The following is a 20912-nucleotide window of genomic DNA, read 5'->3' as shown; positions in this document are numbered from 1 at the left end:
CCCGGCGGGGCGATTTAGAAATGTCGATGAGTCGCGGGAACTGGACCGGTGTCGCCGCCGACTACTTCCCTGTGGCGCGGTGACGGCCGGGAAAGGGTGATGGTGTGGAGCGCAGGAGCTTCGTGGCAGGGGCGGGTGCGCTGGCCGCCGGTGCTGGTGCGGCCGTGCCGGGGACGGCGCGGGCGGCGTCGGGGCCGCTGCGGGTGCAGATCGTGATGTTCGACGGCGCGGAGGAGCAGGACTTCGCCGGCCCTTTCGAGGTGTTCTCGTTGGCCGGGCGGCTGTCCGGCGGCGCGCTCGCGGTGTCCTGTGTGACCGGTGGGCGTCCGCGAGTGGTGACGCTCGCGTTCGGCACGAAGGTCAGGGTTGAGCAGGGTTGGTCCCCCCACTCCGCCGACGTGATCGTGGTGCCGGGTGGCGGGTTCGCCCGGCCGAACGAGCCGGGCATCTGGCCTGAGATCAACAAGGGCGACCTGCCGCGCAAGCTAGCCGCCGCGCGCCGCCCCGGCCTGACGATCGCGTCGCTGTGCACCGGGGCCATCATCCTGGCCGCCGCTGGGCTGACCAACGGCCGGCCGTGCACCACGCACACCGGGGCGAAGGCCGAGCTGACCGCCCGCGGTGGCCTGGTCAAGAACGCCCGGGTGGTCGACGACGGCGACCTGGTCACCGCCGCCGGCATCACCTCCGGCCTGGAGCTTGCCCTTCACCTGGTCCGTCGCGAGGTCAGCGCCGACGTGGCCACCCGAACCGAGGGTGTGCTGGAGTACGAGGCCCGCGGCACCGTCTGGACTCCCTGACACCTCAGTAGGCACACCTTTGTCCACCAAGGACAGTTGCGGTGACGGGGAGAATCCGAGACCTTTCGGAGTCGGGGTGGCTTCGACCCCCCTATTTGGACAGAGATTTGAGCTACCGCGATGTCCGTCGTGGTCCAGACCGTTGCTCCCGCGGCCTCACCCGTCCGCCGTTGGTCGCGCCGGTGGTCGACGTTTGTCCACAATGTCTGTTCCCGGATCGGCGATCCGGGAAAGCAACGGGGAAGTCTGGTCCGTTTGGCTGGTTACGTTGCGTCAGGGTGGTGCAGGTGGGGCCGCGTAGACCCGCTCGGGCTTGTCTCGCGGAGCTGGCAGTGGACGGCCGGGGGGTTCGGCGAGCGCTGCGATCCGTGCGTGCGGGTGTAGGTGGCCGGCAGCCGGTCCGGGCGGGGTCGTCGGCGACCCACGACGAGCCGTGGTGCGGGCGGATCGACAAGTGGCCCGACGATGACCCGATCGCTGCGTCGATCATGCGTTGGGACGTCCGGGCCGGGCCGATGGTTCGGGGTGCGGTGGAGCGGGTCGTGCGGCCTGAAGTGGGGGGCGGATGCTTCTCAGGTCCAGAGTTCTGGGCATGACCAGGCTTACCGCCAGCGCGCCGGCGACGGCGAAGATGGCGCCGGCCAGGTAGGCGCCGCGGTAGCCCAGGCTTGACGCGATCAGCGCTAGGTACGTGGCTACCGCGGTGGCCCCGCCGATGTGTGTCGCGGCCTCGAAGATGCCGGCTCGGGTGCCCCGGTCGGCGTCGCCGACGCCTCCGATGGTGGCCTGGGTGAGGGCGAGGTAGATCCAGCCGCCGCCGATGCCTTGCAGAATCAGCCAGGGCAGGACGGCGGTGGCATAGCTGGGGCTGCCGGCGTTGACCGCCAGCAGGGTGAGGGCGACAGCGTCGAGTGCGAGGCCGGCCGCGGCCACCGGGCGCGCACCGGTCCAGGCGACGAGCCGGGCGCCGAGCGGTCCGCTGGCGGTGGCTGCTATCAGGGCGGGGGTAAGTGCCAGGCCGGCGGCGGCCGGGGATAGCCGGTGGGCGTCTTGCAGGTGCAGGCTGCCCACCACGACGATCACCGAGTGGACCGCCGAGTGCGCCGCGATACCCAGGCTGCCGCCGGTGAGGCGGCGAGACCGCAACAGATTCAGCCGCATCAGAGGGTTGGCGGTGCGCCGCTCCACCGCCGCGAAGCAGGCGAGCAGCGCGGCACCGGCCGCGACAGCGCCGAGTGCGTCGGCGTGCCACGGGCCGGACTCTCCTATCCGGCCGAGCCCGAAGATGACGACGACCAGACCGGCGGTGACCAGTGCCGCCCCGACCAGGTCGAGTCGCCGGCGCCGGTCGGCCCGGGCCGGATCGAGCGGCAGTACCCGTATCGCGGCGACCATCACCGCCAGATTGACCGGGAGGGTGACCAGGAAAATCGATCGCCAGCCGAAGGCGGAGGTGAGCATGCCGCCACAGATGGCACCGGCCAGACCGGCGGTGCCGCCGAAGACAGCAGCCACGGTGAACGCGCGGTTGCGCCATGGTTGCTCGGGAAACAGCGCCCCGGTCAAGGCCAGTGCGGTCGGCAGCGCGAAGGCGGAGGCCAGCCCTTGCAGCGCCCGCCCGGTCAGCAGCATCGGCATGCTCGTCGCGGTGCCCGCCACGAGGGAGCCCGCGGTTAACAGCGCCAGACTCGCCACCAGGATCCGGCGGCGCCCCCACAGGTCGGCGACCCGGCCGCCGAGCAGGAGCAGACCACCGATGATCAGGGAGGTGAGGTTGACGACCCAGCTCAGCTGGACCGGGCTCATCTGAAGTTGCGACCCGATCGACGGCAGCGCGGTCGCCACGGAGAGGCTGTCGAACACGACCAGGAATACGGCACCGCTGAGCACCAGTGCCGCGGTCCACCGGCGTGCGGCGGATGCGATGGGTGTCCGCGTCACCTTTCGTCGCTCCCGTTCTGCTGGCGCCTGTGGATGGTTCTACCCACTGGACGGTGTTCTCATGCCGTGGATTGGGATGCGGCTGTCCGGGCGATGCTGGCTCAAGACTTGGCGGCCATCCAGCCGACGGTGGTGTATGGCACGTCGATCTGATCCGTGAATCTTTCGCCCACCATCCGCTCGATCGCGTCGATAATATCCTCGAACGCGTCGCCGGCCTGACGCTGAAGAGTGCCGTGGGAGCGCCAGGCGTCTATCCAGTCGACAACCGGCACGCGGTGCACGATCTGTTCCTCCAGCTTGGTTACCGGCCCGTACCTGCCGCTTGCTTCGATCAGCGGTTGTTGGTTCTCCCGCCGGCTTCCGTAGGTGTAGTTCGGAATCTGTCGGTGGATGTAGGCCTCGATCTGGGCTTGCAGTGGGTCGTCGAGCCTGCGGTGGTTCCAGATGCAGGCGAACCAGCCGCCGGTGTGCAGGATCCGCGCGGTTTCCTGGAGGGCCTGGGGCCGGTCCGTGGTGCTGAATGCCGATCCGTAGGCGACGAGGTCGTAAGTGTCCGCGGGCAGGCCGTTGTCCTCGGCGATGCCGACGGACCAGCTGATGTGGGGACGTCCCGCTGTACGTCGTACGCCGATGTCCCGCATGGCCTGGTTGGGTTCGACGGCGTCGACGACGCAGCCGCGGTCCAGCAGATCCACCGTGAGATGGCCGTTTCCGGCGCCGATGTCGGCGGTGCGTGGATTGGGGCGCCCGCTGGCGGCGACGATTTGGTCGACGACGCCGGGCGCGTAGGGCGGCCGCATGGAGTAGGTGGCGGCGAGGTGTGTGTAGTCCCACTCCAGTTGGCCGGTCCTGCTGTTGTCGCCTTTCATGGTCTTCCTTTCGTTGTGGGTGGCCGGGTGGGTCGTGTCTGGGTACGGGGTCATCGCGCCCAAGCCACGCCGGCCTGATGCGCGGCGTTGGCGGTGGCGAGGTCGTCGGCGGTGTCTACTTCTATCCACTCGTCCGGCTGGGCGTAGAGCGGCGGTATCCGCAGCCGCTTGGCGAGCTCGCGGATCGCGAACACGTACCATGTATCCGTTGTGCCGGCGTCGACCATGTCACGCATGGTCTTCAGGAGCTGCAAACCGCTCGCCTTGCTCCATCGCGAAACGCCGAAGAACTCCCCTCCGATTTTGGCTGGCGGCATCTGCTTGGCAAGGTGCCATACCGCGCCGTCGCGCAGTTCGACAGCCATGTCTATGGTGTCGGGTTTCCGGGAGGTGTCGATGACCATGGTGTCTCCGGTGTCGCGGACGATCTGCTCGACGATCCGGGCGGAGACGAGCACGTCGGAATCGATGATGGCGATTTCTCGATCCCAGTACGGCGCCGTGGCGAGCAGCGACATGATGTTGTCCGCGCGGGCGTAGTGTGCATTGTGGACGAAGGCGACGGGTGGGCGCTTGGAGATCCGCTGGACGTGCTGCTTCAGTTTGGCGGCCTGGTGTCCGACGACGCAGACCACGTCGGTTGCTTGTGCGTCGTGCAGTTGGCCCAAGAGCCGTTCGATGATCGGTACGCCACCGACGGGGAGCATCGCCTTCGGCATGTCCGTGGTGTGCGGCAGTAGCCGGCGTCCCTGGCCCGCGGCGGGGATGATGACGCGCACGACGTGTCCTTTCTTAGAGCGCCTCGGTTTCTGTTAGACCAGGCTGTAGATGCGAGCCGAGACGGCGCCGTGGTCCAGGGGGACCGGGTTGTTTCCGGATCGGGTGGAGCCCAGCCCCGCGTCGACGAGGTGGCAGACGTCGGCGTGGCGTACGCCGTAGTCGCTCAGGCGATCGGGGAGGCCGGCACGGACCAGCAAAGATCTCACCGCCTGCGCCGGCGCCGAGCGCGGGTCAAGGCGTCGCAGGGCGGCTCGTACCGTGGACACCCGCGTCGCGGCCGGGGTGCGGTGTGCGATGCGTTCGCTGTTGTAGTCCACGAGCCAGAGCAGGTTGAGCAGGCACGCCACGCCGTGCGGTACCCCGAAGTGGGCGGTGAGGGGATAGGAGAAGGCGTGGGCCGCTGTGGTGCGGGTCAGGTCGATGGCCCGGCCGGCGGCGGTCGCGGCGGACGCCAAGGCGAGCCGCTCGTTGTCGCCGACGACTTCGAGGTCTCGGGCGAGGATCTCGATGGTCTGGCGCAGCGCTGGTAGTGCCAACGCGCGCGACGGGGCGGTCGAGCGTCGGCTCCAGTAGGACTCCAACGCGTGGCAGAGTGTGTCGAACGCGGCGCTGTACATCAGCGTGGTGGGGCACGTGCGCAGCAGTTCCGGATCCACGATCGCATGTTCTGGAAGGACGGTCGGATGGTCCAGGGAGGCTTTGACGTCGCCGACGTAGACGGTTGCGAACCGTGTCACCTCGCTTCCGGTGCCGGCCGTGGTGGGTACCGCGACCAGGGGCACCGGATGAGGCACGGGCGCCTCGTCGCCGGCGAGTACCCGCAAGGCCGTCTCTCGCCGCGGGGGCAGTGATCTGAGGAGCTTGGCGGTGTCGATGGCGCTTCCGCCGCCAATCGCGACAATGATGTCCGGCTGCCAATGCTCCCGCAGGGCGCTGCCCGCCAGGGTCTGCTCGATGCGAGGGTTGGGTGTGAAGGCGGTGAAGCGAATGAGGAAGCGGGCAGCGGTGCGGTCGAGCATGGCTCGCACGACGCCGGAGCCGGCTGTGCGCTCGCTGGCCACCACCATGACCCGATTGACGGCTCTGGCGGCCAGCACCGCGCGAAGCTGGTGGCGCGCACCGAGGGCGATCGACACCTGCGCGGGCGCCGCATCTGGGGCGAAGGCGGGGCTCTTCATGACCTCACCGAACTGTGGACTCGGGCGGCTCGCGCGAACCGGGCGTGGATCTGGGGAGCGGAGATCGCCGAGGTTGCCCGCGGCGGCGGGTCGCCGCGAAGGCTGGCGACGTCGGCCACGACCAGGTGCGGTCCAGGGGCATTCGAGGCGCCGGCGACCGCACGGGTGAGTTCTTCACGGCTGCGGCAGCGTACGGCGGTGCGGTATCCGGCGGCGAGGCCGACCTCGGCGAGTGAGGTGTGCTCGGAGGTTGTCTTCTGTCCACCGGTCGAGTCGTAGCTGCCGTTGTCGAAGACGACGTGGACGAGGCCTTCCGGCGCGGTCGCGCCGATGGTTGACAGCGTGCCGAGGTGCATGAGCGCGGCCCCGTCGCCGTCCAGAACGACCACTCTCGTGCCAGCCGTGAGGGCCACGCCAAGACCGAACGCGGACGCGTGACCCATGGAACCCTGCATGTAGAAGATCCGTTCGGAGTCCTCCAGGGCGAACAGCTCCCGAGAGGTGTAGCCGGTGGTCGACACGAAGAGTGCGTTGGGAATGCCGTCCAGGACCGTTCGTAGCGCCTCGACGCGGGTCATCCGCCACGGTTCGGCGGGCCGGCCGTCGACCGGGGGAGTTGGCGGCGGGGCTATCGCGCCCTTCTCCACCAGAACGAACGTCGGCCGTCCCGCGGTCATCTCCGCCACCGCCCGGTCGAGCACCTCGCTGATATCGCCGGCCGTCGCCGGCAGCGTCTGGTGCTTGACGCCCACGGCGTCCAGCAGTGCGTGGGTGGCCTCGCCCATGACCCGATGCTGCGGCTCGTCCCGGTTCGGATCGGGCCAACCGCGCAGGCTCATGAACACCAGCACTGGAAGGTGGTACGGGATGAGCAAGGAGGTGAGTGGGTTGAGCAGGTTGCCCAGTCCCGAGTTCTGCGCCCAGACGGCGGATCGGATGCCGGCCGCGGCCGCGCCGGCGGCTACCGCCGCGGCGGCACCTTCGTTCACCGCGGACACGTACCGCTTCTGTCCGGTCAGTTCGGCGATGGGGCCGGCGAGGTAGGAGCACGGCACGCCGGTGTGAAAGCCGAACTCACGCTCGTCCAGCGCCCGCAGGAGGCGATCGGTCGATATCACTCCTCCACCTCCAACCACTCATCGAGACGTTGCAGCGCGAAGATCTCGGACACTGACGCGATCTTGTCCTCCACCGGTGCGGAGTTGCCGTGCCGGCGAATCGTCTCCAGCACCTCGCGCACTGACCTGACCGTCGCTCTCAGCGACTGATTCGCGTATATGATCATGGATACGCCCGCGCGGTGCGCGTCACCGGCGTCCCAATTGGGGTACGTCGTGGGAACGATCACCACCGGCACCCTGCGGTCCCAGCCCGCAAGGAACTCCAGGATCGGCTCGTTCGACTTGGACTTCGAGTGCACGAGCACCGAGTCCGCGCCGGCCTCGGCGTAGCGTTCGCAGCGGTGCAGCGCCTCGTCGACGCTGTGGCCGTCGATCAGCGCCTCGGTGCGGGCGATGACGTGGAAGTCCGCTCCCTGCTGGACGCTCTTGGCCACCTCGATCTTCCGGCAGAAGGTCTCGACGTCGACGAGGGTGTGGTCGGTGGACACGAAGCTGTTCATCTTCGGGAAGACCTTGTCCTCGATGCAGACGGCGGTCACACCTTCGCGCTCGTACTCGCGGACCATGTGCGCCACGTTCATCGTGCCGCCGAACCCGGTGTCCACATCGGCCACGACCGGGATACCACATGCCTCCTGCATCTGGACGGCCGCCTGTAGGTAGTCCGTCATTGTCAGCAGGCTCGCGTCGGGCAGGCAACGCGCCGCGGAGATCTCGAAGCTCGAGGCCCAGACGGCGTCGAAGCCCGCATTCTCCACAAGAGACGCACCCAACGCGCTGTGCGCGCCAGCGGCGCGCACCAGGCCACCTTCCGCGAACAGCGCGTGCAGCGAACGCGGGCTCGCGGCCTCTGTCAACGAGGTCGTGTGCAAACTCATCATCAGATCCCCGGTCTGTGACGGCGATGCCAGCACGATCGTCGGCGTGGGCCGCAAAGCAACCCCAGCGCCTCCTCCGAGTGACACCTAGGCGTATGGAGAGTGAACGTTGGGCGGCTCGTACCCCGGTCCGCCGTGCTCAAACGAACTAATTCCGAGTCGCGAAAAATAGTCGAAGATCAATTCTCGGCGTGCCAACATCTCTTTCTGGCTGCTCCGATCAAGGTGGGGGAAAGCGCAATAACTGATCGGCCGATGAGTCGTCAAGGGCTATCGGGAGATCTGCCGGCGCGGGATTGTTCAGCATGTGATACATCCGTTGGCAAGATCCTTTTTGTCGTGGCGCAATCGGATGTTTACCACTCCGCCTCCCGGGTAGCGCCGGTGTTGTTCCGACGTCTCGAAGGTGCAGCAAATGATCTCCGTTGAACCGAGCAGGACAGCTACGGACACCGGCGGCCAGAAGTGGCATGCGTCAATGGGTCCGCGGGCATCGGTCATCTGGATCACCGGCCTTTCCGGAGCTGGAAAGACCACAGTGGCCCGTGAGCTGGTGCGACGTCTACATGCCGGCGGCTGCCGTCCGATCCTCCTTGACGGGGACGATCTGCGCTACGTCCTCGGCGTCACGGGAGCCTTCGACCTGGCCAGTCGCCGGCAACGTGCGTTTGTCTATGCGCGGCTATGTGAGTCGCTCGCCAACCAGGGCCACATCGTCGTTTGCGCGACGATCGCGATGTTCCACGACGTCCATTCGTGGAACCGCGCCCACCTGCCCGGATATGTCGAAGTGCTCTTGGACGTACCTATGCCCGAGCTCCACAGGCGTGATCCGAAAGGGATCTATGGCGCTGGTGGCGCAAATGGCGAGATCGTCGGCGCGGCCTTGCCGGCCGAGTTCCCGAACGCGCCGCACCTGGTCATCGCCAACCATCCGCCGGAAACACCGACGTCGGCCGCGGATCGCATTCATCGAGCCTGGACACAGGTAGTCCGGGCAACCCACCCTCCCACATCGACAAGCACGGACACCGCGACCTGAGAAAGGAATCATCGTGACCACACCGAACTCGTTCGACCCTCAGCGCGTTCCCGTCCCGTCCGACCTGCGGCGACAGCTGTCCGCCGGCGACACCGTCGACGTCGACGACGGCTGGCTCGCGGAGCTCGTCGAGAAGAACATCCAGCACGGAGCCGGCTATCTCGTCCTGACCGGACTGGATGGCGACGATGCCGTCCTGCGCGACGTGTGCCTGCGGCTGTCCTCGTCCATCGGCACGGTGCTCGCCCAGGATTCATCCGGCACACGGCTGCGTGAGGTCGCCGACCGCGGCACTCAGATCGGCGAGGGGGCCTCGGCGCGATACGCCGATTCCCGGCACGGCGGCAGCCTGCACACCGACGGCGCCGAGAGCCCCATGCCGGTCCCTGACTGTTTCGCTCTCCTGTGTGTACGGCAGGCGCCGGTCGGCGGTGCCCTGCGGCTCGTACATGTCGAAGAAGTCGTGCGCGGGATGTCGAGCAGAGCAGACCTCCTTGAAGAGCTGCGCCGCCCGTTCCATTTCGACCGGCGCGGCGACCAAGGCCCGGGCGAGTCACCCACCACGCAGAAGCCGGTTCTGTTCGAGGACGGCGACGGGCTTGGCGTCACTTACCTACGCGAGTACATCGAGGTCGGACACAGCCAGCCCGGGGTTCCACCCCTGACCGAGAAGCAGCGCGACGCCTTGGACCTGCTCGACCGCATCCTGAACCAGTCACCCAACGCCATCGAAGGAAAGCTGGCGCCCGGCGAGTTCGCGCTGTTCAACAACAAACGGCTTCTGCACGGACGGACCACGTTCCAGGACGACTCCGACCCGGGCGCGAAGCGGTTGCTGTTCCGGACCTGGATCCGGCGTACCCCATGAGGCGGCGATCTCTATAGCCCGGCGAGGAGCGGTACTGTGATCATCTGTGGCGCAAAGCTCACCCACGACGGAGCGGTGGCGCTGATCGACGGAAACCGTCTGGTATTCAGCGTCGAAACCGAGAAGATCGACAATAACCCGCGGCACTCGAACATCCACGACCTCGACCTCATCTTCCAACTGTTGAGAGAGCACGGATACGACCCTGGGCAGGTCGATCGGTTCGTGTTCGACGGTTGGTGGAAGACGGAACGGATCAAGCCGTGGGGAGACCAGCAGGTACGGATCGAGTTGGCGCCGTACCGGCGCGGGCTCCTGGATACCGATCTGCTGCGGTCCTATCACCTACGAACCTTGGATCTGGAGTACACCAGCTACCACCACTATGCCGGTCACCTGGCCAGCGGGCTGTGCACCAGCCCGGCCACGGCCCGCGGTGAAAGCAGCTATGTGCTGTGCTGGGACGGGGCGGCCTTTCCCTACCTGTACCACTACGACCTGCCGACCGGAAAAGTCCGCAGCCTCGGCCCGCTGCACTACATGATCGGCAACTGCTATCACAGCATCGCGATGGCGTACCCGCCGTTCGATCTGGACATCGAGTATCCGCAGACCATGTCCCTACCGGGCAAGATTATGGCGTACGTGGCCAACGGCAGCCCAGCGGACGCCGGCCGGAAAATGTTCGACGAGGCGTACCGCCACGCCATCCGGGTCGTCTTCGGTGACGGCGTGGTACACGACGAGCAGTGCAGTCACCGCAACGGCCAGCGGGTGTTGGGCACCATGCGTGAGGCATTGGACGATGTCGACGTCCATCCCGACGACATGCTCGCGTCCCTTCAGGCGTTCATGGGCGACAAACTGGTAGACGCGCTCGCCGCCGCGATCGCGGCAGACGGGCGACAGAGTCAAAACCTGACCCTGGTAGGCGGCTGCGCCCTGAACATCAAATGGAACCGGCAGATCCGTGACAGCGGCGTGTGCGCGGATGTATGGGTGCCGCCGTTCCCGAACGATGCCGGAAGCGCGATCGGCACCGCCTGCTGCGCCCTCATGGAAACCGGAAGAGCGCAGCTGGACTGGGACGTGTACGCCGGACCGGACCTCAAGCCCTCGGAACTGGACGACCGCTGGACGGCCAAGGCACACACCATCGAGGATCTAGCCCATTTCCTGCACCACACCGGTGAACCAGTGCTGTTCCTCCACGGCCGGGCTGAACTCGGGCCGCGGGCGCTGGGACATCGCAGCATCCTCGCACCCGCGGTCGACCCGGTCATGAAGGACCGCCTGAACGAGGCCAAGGGACGCGAGGCGTACCGGCCGGTCGCCCCGATCTGCCTGGAGCACCGCGCCGCGGACGTGTTCGACCCGGGCACGGCCGATCCATACATGCTCTTCGATCACGATGTGAGACCCGAATGGCGCAGCCGCGTACCGGCGATCTGCCACATCGACGGCACCGCACGCGTCCAGACGGTCAATCCCCGCCAAAGCCCCGAGATACACGCGCTACTCACCCACTACGCGGACCTGAGCGGAATCCCCCTCCTGTGCAACACCAGCGCGAACCGCGGCGGCGCCGGCTTCTTCCCGGACCTGCGCAGCGCCGCCGAGTGGGGCCGCGTTCCGTACATCTGGTCCGACGGCGTGCTTTACGAACGTAGCTGACCGCACCCGAAGGGAGTGTCCTCGTGGAACCGTCCGTCGCCGAGCGTCGGCGCCTGATCGGCGGTCCGCTCAAGGAAGAGAACCTGCACGTGCTCAGCGCCAACGACATCGTGCTCGCCAGCTACGGCGGCGCCGGCCAAGCCCTGGTCGGCAACGTACTGCTCAACCTTGGGCTCAACTACGTCGACCCGTACACCGAGAAGTTGCAGCCGGATGGAGGCTCTGCCGCCAGCGCCAAATACACCGAGTACCGCCGCCGGCTGGCCGCAACGCACCAGCACGATACGGCTGCCCCGGACACCCGACCCTTCCGACCGTGGCCGCGGTTCGTCAAGACGCACTTACCACTCGAACGTTTCCACGGGTGCACCTACGGAGGCGTATGGCTACTGGTCAGAGACCCGCGGGACGCGCTGTACTCGTGGCACAAATGGCGTCTCGGCTTCGCCGAGGATGTGTGGGACAAGGCGCCAGAGGAGTTCGAGCAGTTTCTGCGGGCACCCGACTACACCGGGCGATCGCCCATCGACGACTGGAGCTCGTTCTACGAGCACTGGTACGAAAGGCTGACCCAGATGAGGCGGGGCGTCGTCATCCGGTTCGAGGATCTCAAGGCAGACACCGCCGCAACGATGCGTTCGGCACTTGAATCCGTCGACATCCGCCCGACGGCGCCGCAGCTACAGGCGGCGGTCCAAGCTAGCAGCTACGAAACCATGCGCGCCCACGAAGATCTGATCAGCGGTACCGAGCTGCCGGCATCCGCCGGCCCGCAAGCCGTTCGTAGGAACGCGACCGCTGAACCCCGAATAATGCGGAAGGGCGAGCCAGGCGAATGGCGGCGGTGGATCACTCCGCCGCTGGCGCGGCTGTTCTCCACGCCTTCCACCGTCGCCGTCGCCGCCACCTTCGGCTACCAGATCGATCACAGCTAGCGCGCCGCCACCACAGACACCCACGTACGGATGACCTCAACGAGGAGAACTCATGCTGCCTGGCTCCGCGAACGGATCCGCGCCCAACGGTCGGGACCGACTCAACAAAAGCTTCATCACCAACGTGATCGCCGGCATCGAGGGTCTTTCCCTCGTCGCGTTGGCCTCGGCTCAACGCGCCCTACACGCGGCACGCGCCCGCGGCAGCCGGGTATACGTCGCCGGCAACGGCGGAAGCGCATCCACCGCGAGCCACCTCGTGTGCGATCTCACCAAGACGGCCGAACGAGCGACCGAACGGACGTTACGAGCGTTCGCGTTGGTCGACAACACCGCCACGCTCACCGCCTATTCGAACGATGTGAGCTACGACCAGGCGCTCGCCCGGCAGGTACGGGCACACCACGACCCCGGCGACATACTGATCGTCATCAGCGCCAGCGGAAACTCTCCCAACATCTTGGCCGCGATGCGATCCGCCCGAGCGTGCGGCATGTACACCATCGGGCTGCTCGGCCCGCGGCGCGCGCCCGCCACCGCGCTCGCCGACCTGGCCCTCAACGTCGAGTCCTCCGACGCAGGGGTCATCGAGACAGTCCACGTCGGCGTCGTCCACGCCCTTGCCCGTGCGCTCCGCGAACCCGACAGCGGAAGTACGCCACCGTGCGCCAGTGACGGCCACCACGTGACGCTGACACCGATCGGCCATATGTCGGCCGCGCGAGGAAAGAGCCGGCCGTGACGAAGGCTGGGCCGGTCGGTCGGAGCGCGGCCGGCGCCGCCGCTCACGTCGTCCTCGTCTCGGACCGCGGTCCGATCGAGTTCGCCGCCAAGGCCCGGACGCTTGAACCACGCCGCCGGCACGGCAGCGTCACCGCCTTGCTCGACGGCGTCGCCGGAAGCCTCGCCGCGCCGACAGAATGGATCGCGCCGTCGACGTCGCCGCAGGACCAGCGTGCGCAACAAGAAGGACGCTTCGACCAGCTGGAAACCGACCTGGGCTACCGACCAGTGACGGTGCACGTCGAGGCCGAGCGTTACCGGGCCTACTACGACGACGCGGGCGTGTGCGCGATCTGGAACATCTGGCACGGCGTTCACGACGACATTCCCATCCGGTGTGACCCCGCCGCCATCGCGGCGTACCGTCTCGTCAACCGCCACCTCGCCGAACGGGCCACGAGCACCGCGGCGGCCGGCGCCGTCGTCGCGATCCAGGACTACCAACTCCTGTTGATGCCCGCCATGGTCCGCGGCGCCCGGCCCGACGTGGCGATCGTGCACTTCAGCCATACTCCCTTCCCCGAGCCGGACACACTCGCCCTCCTACCCGCCGCGCTCCGCCTTGAGCTGCTGACCGGAATGCTCGGGGCGAACGTTCTCGGATTCCAAAGTAGACGCTGGGCTCATCGGTTCTTGCGGTCGTGTCACCGCTGGGGTATCGGGGCGGTCGACTACCAGCAGGCCTGCGTCGAGCGAGCCGGCCGGCGCACGTGGGTCCGCACGTATCCCGTGCCGGCGGACGTCGACAGCCTTCGCGCCGCGGCGCGCCAGCCACCAGCCACCCGATGGGCCGAACGAGTCCGGGCGGGCGACCGCCGGCAGCTCATCCTGCGCGTGGATCGTCTCGACCCAACGAAGAACGCCCTCCGCGGATTCGAGGCCTACAGCCTGCTGCTACACCGCCAGCCGGACCTGGCAGAGCGCACCCGGTTTGTCGCCTGCCTGATACCCTCCCGCGAGCGCATTCCCGCATACCGGAAGTATGCGGAAGCGGTCACCAGACAGATCGAACACATCAACGCAAGGTTTCCCGGCGCCATCGCCGTCCACCACGGCGAAGACCGCGCCCGCGCCCTCGGCATCATGCGTGAATACGACGTCCTACTCGTCAACGCCGTAGCCGACGGCATGAACCTTGTCGCACAGGAAGGGCCAGTGCTCAACACCCGGGACGGAGCACTCATCCTGTCATCGCAAACCGGCGCCAGCGACCTGCTTCCCGACGCCATGACACTGCGACATCCCAGACACGTGGAGGAGACAGCCGACCTCCTGGCCGCGGCACTGAGCGCATCCCCGCTCGAACGGGCCCGGCGGGCACGCACCATGCGGGCATCAGTGGAAAGCTCCGACCCCCACCGGTGGTTGGGGCGCCAGCTCGCCGACGCCTACGCAGCCCGCCGCGGCGGCCGTCTTGCCGCCGCCGCCGCGCGGTCGGTCCCGCCACAGCCAGGAGCCCACCCATGCCACACCCGCACCGGTTCAGCGCCGTACTCCTAGACTTCGACCGTACGCTCTTCGCCTTCGACGACAGCGTGCGATGGCCCCGCACAGCGCTGTCCACATTGCACCGCGACCTCCCGCCGGACGAGGTTCTTGCCCTGCACCATCGGCTGGAGCACGCACGACAGCACCCAGACATACGCGCACAACAAACCGGATGCCAACGCTCACCCGAACAACACCGACGCGCACACACTGCCTGGTTTCAACACGCCGGCATCGACCCACCGCTGGCCGAAGCCCTCTACAACCAGCTCACCGGCACTACCGCATGGATTCCCTACGCCGACACAGCCGATACGATCACGAGGCTTCACAAGCGCGGCATTCCCGTCGCGATCGTCAGCAACGTGGGCTGGAACATTCGCCCACTCTTCGAGTACCACGGCCTCGCCAGCCTCGTCGACTCATTCGTTCTGTCCTGCGAACACGGAACCGAGAAACCCGACACACAACTATTCAGCGTCGCCTGCGCCAACCTCGGCGTCCACACGGCCGAAACGTTGATGGTAGGCGACGACCCGGTCAACGACGGTGCCGCGACAGCCATCGGGATTTCAGTGGCCATCCTGCCCAGACGACCCATGGGCGCGGAGCGAGGACTGGGCACACCCCTGGCCCCTCTGTGATCATGTAACCCGCGGCCAAAGGTGGGGATTTTCGCCAGGACGGGTGCGGTCGCGGTGCGGGGCGGTGAGCCTATGCCGGTCCCGGCGCCGGGGCGGGAGCCTGCCCCGCCGGGGGCGGGTCGACGGCGGTCAGATCCATGATCTGGGTCAGTCCGAGTAGTTCAAGACGCCGCCACACCGTGTGGCTCGTCTTGATCGTCAGTCTGGTTTCCGCGTCGGCGGCACGCTGCCCGGCGTCGACGAGGGCGCTGGCGCCTTCGGAGGAGATGAACGGTACGGCGGTCAGGTCCAACACCACGCTGCCTGGGTAGCCGGCCAGGACCGCGCGTACCGCGGCGTCGAACGCGTCGTGGGTGCTGTGGTCGATCTCGCCAGTCACGATCAAATGCGTCCCATCCGCACGTTCCTCGACGTGGCACGACAACGGGTCCGGGACGGGCACGGGCCTCAGAATATCGAGCCGTCGGCGCCGTCGCCGGACGACCGAGGCAGCGGGGCTGTCACGGGCTGCCCAGCGGGCCGCTGCCATCACCGGTCGGCTGGGGCGCTGTCGGCCGACCGGCTTGGTCGGCGTCGTCAGCGGTGATCTCGGTGAGCCCGACGCTGTGCAGGCGCCGTGCGACCTGCGAGCTCGGGCGGATGGCCAGCGTGCTACCGCCGTTGACGGCGCGGTAGCCGGCATCGACCACGGCCGCGACGCCCTCCAGTGACAGGAATGTCACCGCGGTCAGGTCCAGGACCAGCATCGCCGGGCGGCCGGACAACACCGAATGTACGGTCTGGTCGAACACGTCGCGGGACTGGTGGTCCAGTTCGCCGACCGCGATCAGGTGTACCGCGTCGCCGCGCACCTGCACCTCGCATGACAACCCCGGCGACTGCGGCATGCCAACCACGGTAGCGACCGGCGAACCGGCGGTGGCCGACTACATCCGCCTTTGTCTACTCCGCGGACCCGCTACCAAACAACCTGTACGGGTGCTGACCTGTAAACCTCGTCGATACAAGGGTGTCGAGCAAGGAGGGGATCGAACATGCGAGCTACCCGAGTGGTCGTAGGATTGGCCACCATCATCACCGCCGCTCTCGGGCTGAGTGTGCTAACGGCCGGGCCCGCCGCAGCCGCGGAGAGCGGCACCTGGCGTGCTTAGGGCAACACAAACCCGATCAGCTCCAGCCCCAGCACATGGCGTTGCGACGACACCAGGCCGGTCGCCACCGATGTGGTCGCGCAAATCTGCTCGGTCAGGTCCGCAAGTGGAACCTCCGTGCAGGCGGCGGTGATCGTGCGCAATAACCGATCCAACCTCTATTCCGCAACAGCAACGATGGACATGTACACCCATGATGCCTATCTAGGCACGTGGGTATGTCCGTCCTCGGGAGTCGGGGCGAACTCGTGGTCAGTGTGCTTCGGACGCACCTGCTCTGGAACGAGGCTGTGTGGTTACGGCCGTTGATGCGGCGCCGGCGATGGCCGGTCTTGCCGGCCGACGACGCGCCGTTGAGGAAGACGACCTGTGCCATCCAGCCATCCTCGCAGCGAGATTCTCTCCACGGGAGCGTCCAGAGGACCGCCTGCCGGGTCGCGAGCGCCCTCGGCCGTTCCAGCAGCATTTTCCGCCCCGCCCACCTCTCGATCTCAGAGCCGGTCGCTGGCGACCATCGCGGCGAGCTTCGCGCGGGCGGTGATGTCCAGCTTGTCGAAGATCCGGGCCAGGTGACGTTCCACCGTCTTCACGCTCAGGAAAAGTTGGCCGCCGATCTGCCGGTTGGTGTGGCCCTCCGCCACCAACTCGGCGACCTGCCACTCACGCCGGGTCAGCCGCTCCATCGTTGCCATATGTCCCCCTCAACGTCCGCGGCGGAAAGGCCCCGCCGCCGCGTCCCGAGGATGCGGGCCGTGGGGCGCTGGGAGGTACCTTGGCGGCGCGAGTTGCCGGCAAGCTGCCGGTCGTCGCCGGGCCGGTGTCGGATCCACGACCGTACGAGCCACGCCGCACCGCATTTCCCGCGCCCGGTCGGCGGTGAGCGTGTTGAGTGGGATGGTCGAGGCGTGCACGGCCGAGACCGGTCTTCGGCCGGACCACCCATTCGGTCTGCGCCGCGGACGGGGCGTTGCGGTCACCGGCCATGCCGATCACACCGGTTATTGACCCAATGCTGCGCGCAGGGTTCGCAACGCGTAGTAGAGACGGCTTTTCACGGTACCCATCGGGATGCCCAATTCGGAGGCGAGCTCCTCATACGTGCGCTGGCGGAGATAAAACCCAGCAATGATGGTTCGATGGTCTACACTAATCCGGTCAAGGGCAGCGGCAAGCAACTCCCAGTCAAACAACTGGTTGAGGTCATGGTCAGGCGTAGGCAGCTGGCCCAGGTCGTGGTGGTCCAACAGTTGCCATGCCCGTCGTCTGCCCGCGCGCACCACGTCGATGACCGCGTTACGGGCGATCGCAAAAAGCCACGTACGCAAACTAGCAACACCGGGCTCGAAGCGGTGGCAGTGCCGCCAGGCCCGCATGAACACCTCTTGCACCACGTCTTCAGCCGCCGCGTAATCGCGCAGGGACCTGCGGCAAAACCCAAGCAGCTCACCGGCATGCACGGCATACGCCGAAGCCAAACCCGCTGACGTGCACAGCCGCGCACATTCCAGGCGGCACGCTCGTGGGATGAATGATCCTGACATGGTCGACTCGAGGTCCTGTTCGCCGGCCGCCGTTCCTGCCCAGTGCCAGGATCCACACACGGGCGGAGCTTCAAATCGGGGAAAACACCCAACCTCATCCCTTGAGTATCAGCCGTCCCCTGCGGCGCATATGAATAGTGGCCCGAGACGCTGCCAAGGAGGCTGTGCCCGGGCCTACCGTTGCTACGGTGCCGGAATCAGCCGCCACATCGCGTTTGCGCCAGCAGCAGCCGCGTCCTGCGGCGGAGCCAAAACCACTGACACCACCGCGGGTGGCGTCGCCGCGGCACTCATCGCCACCAGACCGGTGAGCGTGCTCGTCAACCTCGACGGCACAGGGTCCCGCGGTGCGGGCCCTGTCCATCCGGTGAAGTAGCCCGCGGAGGTGCAATCCAACAGTCGCAGCCGCTGCGGCCACTCATCCATCGGATCCGCCAGGCACAAGCCGGTGGCGACATTGGCGAATTGCCAGCCGCCGAAGGGATGACCAGCCGGAAGCTGTCGGCGGTGCCACCGCTGTAAGGAGCTAGACGACGACGCGGCGGGCGCGACGGTTACGGTTGCCGTGGCCGGGTCCGCCGTCAGTACCCAGGAGGCGCCTGTCGAGTCGGCCCGCGAGCTGACAATGTGGTAGCTGGCCGGTAGGCCGGCGTAGACGGGACTGACTACACCCATCGACAGAACAGCTGTCACCAGTGGCAGCACGAAACGGAAGTTCATGGCCCGGATACGTCGCAGCCGGCGTTGATGTTCAACGAGACGTTTCCTCGTGCCGGGGTTACCCGGATTGGTCAGCGACGGATCACCGCGGTGAGCGTGCACGTGGGTGTGGCCGACCGATTGCCGCCGCCGTACGCGTGCCGGCGTCAAGAGCGCGTCAATATTCGCCGCCGGTCCGTATGGATCCCGTCAAAGCCCCTGTCGCCGTGCCGTGGCCCGCGTTTGTATTTGCCCGGCGCGGTCGAACGGCGACCGCGGGCCAGGGTCAGGAGTAGGCAATGTCCGCTGAGGCGGGGCAGCAACGCGGCGGCTGGCGCTGCGCTGATGGTCGTCGCGGCGATGGCCGCCGCGACGCTGTTTCCGGACAGCGACGCGACCGGGCGACTGCTCGCGATCGTGCTCGCGGTCGGCGGGTATGCCGCGCTCGTGGCCGACACCTGGGCCGCGCTTGTCACGGCCGGACTCGGCTGCCTGCTGTTCGACGGGTTTCTGGTGAACCGCTTCGGCGACCTTACCTGGGACGGTACAACCAGCATGTGTGGATTTGACCGTTTTCCCTGGTGGTCGGGTTGGGCCTCGGGCGGCGGTGGATCCGCCGACTCCCGGACACACCGGGCCCTCGATGAAGAGCTCGACCAACGTGGTCGGGCATCCAAACAGGAGTACGAAGGAGAAGCACGGTGGCTGACGTGGCCCTGGTGCTGTTGACGGTGGGGCTCTTCGCGCTCCTCGCCCTGGTCGTACGGGCGGTGGAGCGGCTGTGAACGCCGTCAACCTGATCGGTCTGATCATTTCCGCCGGCCTGGCGATCTTCCTGGTCGCGGCCCTGCTCTTCCCGGAACGGTTCTGATGGGCCTCATCTTCGTCACCACCCTGATCGCCGCCCTCGCCGTGGCCTACCGCTTCCTGGGTGACTACATGTACCGGGTCGTCTCCGGCACGAAGCACTCCGCCGTCGAGCGGGGCATCTACCGCCTGGTCGGCGTCAACCCGAACGGCGAGCAGACCTGGGGCGTGTACGCCCGCAGCGTGCTGGCCTTCTCCGCGGTGAGCATCCTGTTCCTGTACGCGTTCCTGCGTCTACAGAGCTACCTGCCGCTGTCGCTGGGCTTCGACAACGTGATGACCCACGGCGCGTGGAACACCGCGGTGTCGTTCGTGACCAACACCAACTGGCAGTGGTACTCCGGTGAGTCCACGATGGGCCACCTGGTGCAGATGGCCGGCCTGGCGGTGCAGAACTTCGTCTCCGCCTCGGTCGGGATCGCGGTCGCGATCGCGCTGGTGCGCGGCTTCGCCCGCCACCGGACCGATCAACTGGGCAACTTCTGGGTCGACCTGACCCGGATCACCATCCGCGTCCTGCTGCCGATCAGTGTGCTCGCCGCGATCGCGCTGATCATCGGCGGTGCGGTGCAGAACCTGTCCGGTGGCACCGACGTCACCACGCTCGGCGGTGCGGCCCAGCACATCACCGGCGGCCCGGTCGCCTCGCAGGAGGCGATCAAAGAGCTGGGCACGAACGGCGGCGGCTTCTACAACACCAACTCGGCTCACCCCTTCGAGAACCCCACCACGTGGACGAACTGGATCGAGATTTTCCTCATCTTCGTGATCCCGTTCAGCCTGCCCCGGGTCTTTGGCCGGATGGTCGGTCAGAACCGGCAGGGCTACGCGATCCTCGCGGTGATGGCGAGCCTGGCGATCGCCAGCATCGCGCTGACCAACGCTTTCGAGCTCTCCGGCGACGGCACCGTCCCGCAGGCGGTGAGTGCCGCCATGGAGGGCAAGGACGTCCGGTTCGGCGTCTCCAACTCCGCGACGTTCGCCGCGGCCACGACCCTCACCTCGACCGGCGCGGTCAACTCCTTCCACGACTCGTACACGTCGCTGGGCGGCATGATGCCGATGATCAACATGATGCTCGGTGAGGTCGCGCCCGGCGGGGTCGGGGCCGGCCTGTACGGCATCCTCGTGCTCGCTGTGATCACCGTGTTCGTGGCCGGGCTGATGGTCGGTCGCACGCCGGAGTACCTGGGCAAGAAGATCGGCGCCCGCGAGATCAAGTTCGCGTCGCTGTACTTCCTGATCACCCCGACGCTGGTCCTGATCGGCACCGCGGCGGCGATGGCGACGAAGAACCACGAGACCGCGCTCAACGTGGGCCCGCACGGCTTCTCCGAGGTGCTCTATGCGTTCACCTCGGCGGCCAACAACAACGGCTCGGCGTTCGCCGGCATCACCGTCAACACCGCCTGGTGGAACACCGCCCTCGGGCTGGCGATGCTGCTGGGCCGGTTTCTGCCGATCGTCCTGGTGCTCGGCCTGGCCGGCTCCCTGGCCAGACAGCAGCCGGTACCCGAGTCGGCCGGGACGCTGCCCACGCACCGGCCGCTGTTCGTCGGCATGGTCGCCGGCGTGACCGTCATTCTCGTCGCGCTCACGTTCCTGCCCGCCCTCGCGCTCGGCCCGCTGGCCGAGGGTCTCTGAGATAAA

At 67.3% G+C, this 20912-nt stretch carries 23 protein-coding genes; 11 read left to right on the top strand and 12 right to left on the bottom strand.

From position 1 onward, the window contains the following. Positions 1–104 precede the first annotated feature (104 nt). The gene (locus AC5L36_RS12815; protein WP_441215681.1) at positions 105–800 is read left to right on the top strand and encodes a DJ-1/PfpI family protein; all 696 of its coding nucleotides are present in this window, start codon (positions 105–107) and stop codon (positions 798–800) included. Positions 801–1286: 486 nt separating this feature from the next. Here AC5L36_RS12815 and AC5L36_RS12810 read toward each other — a convergent pair whose 3' ends face one another. The 6 genes from AC5L36_RS12810 to AC5L36_RS12785 all read right to left on the bottom strand — a co-directional run bounded on the left by AC5L36_RS12810 (position 1287) and on the right by AC5L36_RS12785 (position 7570). Then, positions 1287–2741, bottom strand: coding sequence for an MFS transporter (locus AC5L36_RS12810; protein ID WP_441215680.1), 1455 nt, complete (start codon positions 2739–2741; stop codon positions 1287–1289). 101 nt (positions 2742–2842) lie between these two features. Then, positions 2843–3613: a class I SAM-dependent methyltransferase gene (locus tag AC5L36_RS12805; protein ID WP_441215679.1), complete on the bottom strand. Its 771-nt coding sequence runs from the start codon at positions 3611–3613 to the stop codon at positions 2843–2845. Between the two features lie 50 nt (positions 3614–3663). Beyond that, complete coding sequence (locus AC5L36_RS12800; RefSeq protein ID WP_441215678.1) at positions 3664–4392, bottom strand: phosphocholine cytidylyltransferase family protein; 729 nt, start codon at positions 4390–4392, stop codon at positions 3664–3666. 33 nt (positions 4393–4425) lie between these two features. Then, positions 4426–5571, bottom strand: a complete 1146-nt coding sequence (locus AC5L36_RS12795) for a phosphonoacetaldehyde reductase (protein WP_441215677.1) — start codon at positions 5569–5571, stop codon at positions 4426–4428. Further along, on the bottom strand, positions 5568–6689 hold the full coding sequence (gene aepY / locus AC5L36_RS12790; protein WP_441215676.1) for a phosphonopyruvate decarboxylase: 1122 nt from the start codon (positions 6687–6689) through the stop codon (positions 5568–5570). Before aepY ends, AC5L36_RS12795 begins: the two co-directional genes overlap by 4 nt. After that, positions 6686–7570, bottom strand: a complete 885-nt coding sequence (locus tag AC5L36_RS12785; RefSeq protein ID WP_441215675.1) for an isocitrate lyase/phosphoenolpyruvate mutase family protein — start codon at positions 7568–7570, stop codon at positions 6686–6688. Before AC5L36_RS12785 ends, aepY begins: the two co-directional genes overlap by 4 nt. Positions 7571–7985: 415 nt before the next feature. Between AC5L36_RS12785 and AC5L36_RS12780 the strand changes: the two genes are divergently transcribed. The 7 genes from AC5L36_RS12780 to AC5L36_RS12750 all read left to right on the top strand — a co-directional run bounded on the left by AC5L36_RS12780 (position 7986) and on the right by AC5L36_RS12750 (position 15004). Beyond that, a complete protein-coding gene (locus AC5L36_RS12780; protein ID WP_441215674.1) occupies positions 7986–8612 on the top strand; it encodes an adenylyl-sulfate kinase in 627 nt (208 codons plus the stop codon). 13 nt (positions 8613–8625) lie between these two features. Beyond that, entirely contained in the window at positions 8626–9480 is an 855-nt protein-coding gene (locus tag AC5L36_RS12775; RefSeq protein ID WP_441215673.1) for a TauD/TfdA family dioxygenase, read from the top strand. A gap of 36 nt (positions 9481–9516) precedes the next feature. Continuing rightward, positions 9517–11154 carry a carbamoyltransferase N-terminal domain-containing protein gene (locus AC5L36_RS12770; RefSeq protein ID WP_441215672.1) on the top strand — a complete coding sequence of 546 codons (1638 nt, stop codon included), beginning with the start codon at positions 9517–9519 and terminating at the stop codon, positions 11152–11154. A 23-nt stretch (positions 11155–11177) separates the two neighbouring features. Next, positions 11178–12089, top strand: a complete 912-nt coding sequence (locus AC5L36_RS12765; protein ID WP_441215671.1) for a sulfotransferase domain-containing protein — start codon at positions 11178–11180, stop codon at positions 12087–12089. A gap of 124 nt (positions 12090–12213) precedes the next feature. Next, the gene (locus AC5L36_RS12760) at positions 12214–12831 is read left to right on the top strand and encodes a D-sedoheptulose-7-phosphate isomerase (RefSeq protein WP_441215670.1); all 618 of its coding nucleotides are present in this window, start codon (positions 12214–12216) and stop codon (positions 12829–12831) included. Next, on the top strand, positions 12828–14372 hold the full coding sequence (locus AC5L36_RS12755; protein WP_441215669.1) for a trehalose-6-phosphate synthase: 1545 nt from the start codon (positions 12828–12830) through the stop codon (positions 14370–14372). The genes AC5L36_RS12760 and AC5L36_RS12755 overlap by 4 nt, the downstream gene beginning before the upstream one ends. Then, complete coding sequence (locus AC5L36_RS12750) at positions 14336–15004, top strand: HAD family hydrolase (RefSeq protein ID WP_441215668.1); 669 nt, start codon at positions 14336–14338, stop codon at positions 15002–15004. The genes AC5L36_RS12755 and AC5L36_RS12750 overlap by 37 nt, the downstream gene beginning before the upstream one ends. 70 nt (positions 15005–15074) lie before the next feature. On the opposite strand, the gene AC5L36_RS12745 is transcribed toward AC5L36_RS12750, so the two are convergent. The 6 genes from AC5L36_RS12745 to AC5L36_RS12720 form a co-directional block, all read right to left on the bottom strand. After that, complete coding sequence (locus tag AC5L36_RS12745) at positions 15075–15533, bottom strand: STAS domain-containing protein (protein ID WP_494908061.1); 459 nt, start codon at positions 15531–15533, stop codon at positions 15075–15077. Next, positions 15505–15891, bottom strand: coding sequence for an STAS domain-containing protein (locus tag AC5L36_RS12740; RefSeq protein ID WP_441215666.1), 387 nt, complete (start codon positions 15889–15891; stop codon positions 15505–15507). Before AC5L36_RS12740 ends, AC5L36_RS12745 begins: the two co-directional genes overlap by 29 nt. 260 nt (positions 15892–16151) lie before the next feature. Then, the gene (locus AC5L36_RS12735; RefSeq protein ID WP_441215665.1) at positions 16152–16298 is read right to left on the bottom strand and encodes a hypothetical protein; all 147 of its coding nucleotides are present in this window, start codon (positions 16296–16298) and stop codon (positions 16152–16154) included. Between the two features lie 348 nt (positions 16299–16646). After that, positions 16647–16847 carry a helix-turn-helix domain-containing protein gene (locus tag AC5L36_RS12730; protein WP_441215664.1) on the bottom strand — a complete coding sequence of 67 codons (201 nt, stop codon included), beginning with the start codon at positions 16845–16847 and terminating at the stop codon, positions 16647–16649. A gap of 306 nt (positions 16848–17153) precedes the next feature. After that, positions 17154–17630, bottom strand: coding sequence for an RNA polymerase sigma factor (locus AC5L36_RS12725; protein WP_441215663.1), 477 nt, complete (start codon positions 17628–17630; stop codon positions 17154–17156). 249 nt (positions 17631–17879) lie between these two features. Continuing rightward, positions 17880–18566 carry a hypothetical protein gene (locus tag AC5L36_RS12720; RefSeq protein ID WP_441215662.1) on the bottom strand — a complete coding sequence of 229 codons (687 nt, stop codon included), beginning with the start codon at positions 18564–18566 and terminating at the stop codon, positions 17880–17882. Between the two features lie 174 nt (positions 18567–18740). Between AC5L36_RS12720 and AC5L36_RS12715 the strand changes: the two genes are divergently transcribed. The 3 genes from AC5L36_RS12715 to kdpA are packed head-to-tail and all read left to right on the top strand — an operon-like array spanning position 18741 to position 20906. Then, positions 18741–19124, top strand: a complete 384-nt coding sequence (locus AC5L36_RS12715; RefSeq protein WP_441215661.1) for a hypothetical protein — start codon at positions 18741–18743, stop codon at positions 19122–19124. 52 nt (positions 19125–19176) lie between these two features. Then, complete coding sequence (kdpF, locus tag AC5L36_RS12710) at positions 19177–19266, top strand: K(+)-transporting ATPase subunit F (RefSeq protein ID WP_441215660.1); 90 nt, start codon at positions 19177–19179, stop codon at positions 19264–19266. After that, the gene (gene kdpA / locus AC5L36_RS12705; protein WP_441215659.1) at positions 19266–20906 is read left to right on the top strand and encodes a potassium-transporting ATPase subunit KdpA; all 1641 of its coding nucleotides are present in this window, start codon (positions 19266–19268) and stop codon (positions 20904–20906) included. Before kdpF ends, kdpA begins: the two co-directional genes overlap by 1 nt. Positions 20907–20912 lie beyond the last annotated feature (6 nt).

The sequence above is a fragment of the Phytohabitans sp. LZ39 genome (assembly GCF_059359075.1).
Note: the sequence above shows the minus strand (reverse complement) of the source record. Positions and strands in the feature narration are given on the sequence as shown.

Bases quoted from the DNA above. Each gene is read 5' to 3' on its own strand.
- kdpA (WP_441215659.1), top strand. From the start codon at position 19,266: ATGGGCCTCATCTTCGTCACCACCCTGATCGCCGCCCTCGCCGTGGCC.
- AC5L36_RS12795 (WP_441215677.1), bottom strand. From the start codon at position 5,571: ATGAAGAGCCCCGCCTTCGCCCCAGATGCGGCGCCCGCGCAGGTGTCG.
- AC5L36_RS12715 (WP_441215661.1), top strand. From the start codon at position 18,741: ATGGTCGTCGCGGCGATGGCCGCCGCGACGCTGTTTCCGGACAGCGAC.
- AC5L36_RS12740 (WP_441215666.1), bottom strand. From the start codon at position 15,891: ATGCCGCAGTCGCCGGGGTTGTCATGCGAGGTGCAGGTGCGCGGCGAC.
- AC5L36_RS12785 (WP_441215675.1), bottom strand. From the start codon at position 7,570: ATGAGTTTGCACACGACCTCGTTGACAGAGGCCGCGAGCCCGCGTTCG.
- AC5L36_RS12805 (WP_441215679.1), bottom strand. From the start codon at position 3,613: ATGAAAGGCGACAACAGCAGGACCGGCCAACTGGAGTGGGACTACACA.
- AC5L36_RS12745 (WP_494908061.1), bottom strand. From the start codon at position 15,533: ATGGCAGCGGCCCGCTGGGCAGCCCGTGACAGCCCCGCTGCCTCGGTC.
- AC5L36_RS12750 (WP_441215668.1), top strand. From the start codon at position 14,336: ATGCCACACCCGCACCGGTTCAGCGCCGTACTCCTAGACTTCGACCGT.
- AC5L36_RS12730 (WP_441215664.1), bottom strand. From the start codon at position 16,847: ATGGCAACGATGGAGCGGCTGACCCGGCGTGAGTGGCAGGTCGCCGAG.
- AC5L36_RS12780 (WP_441215674.1), top strand. From the start codon at position 7,986: ATGATCTCCGTTGAACCGAGCAGGACAGCTACGGACACCGGCGGCCAG.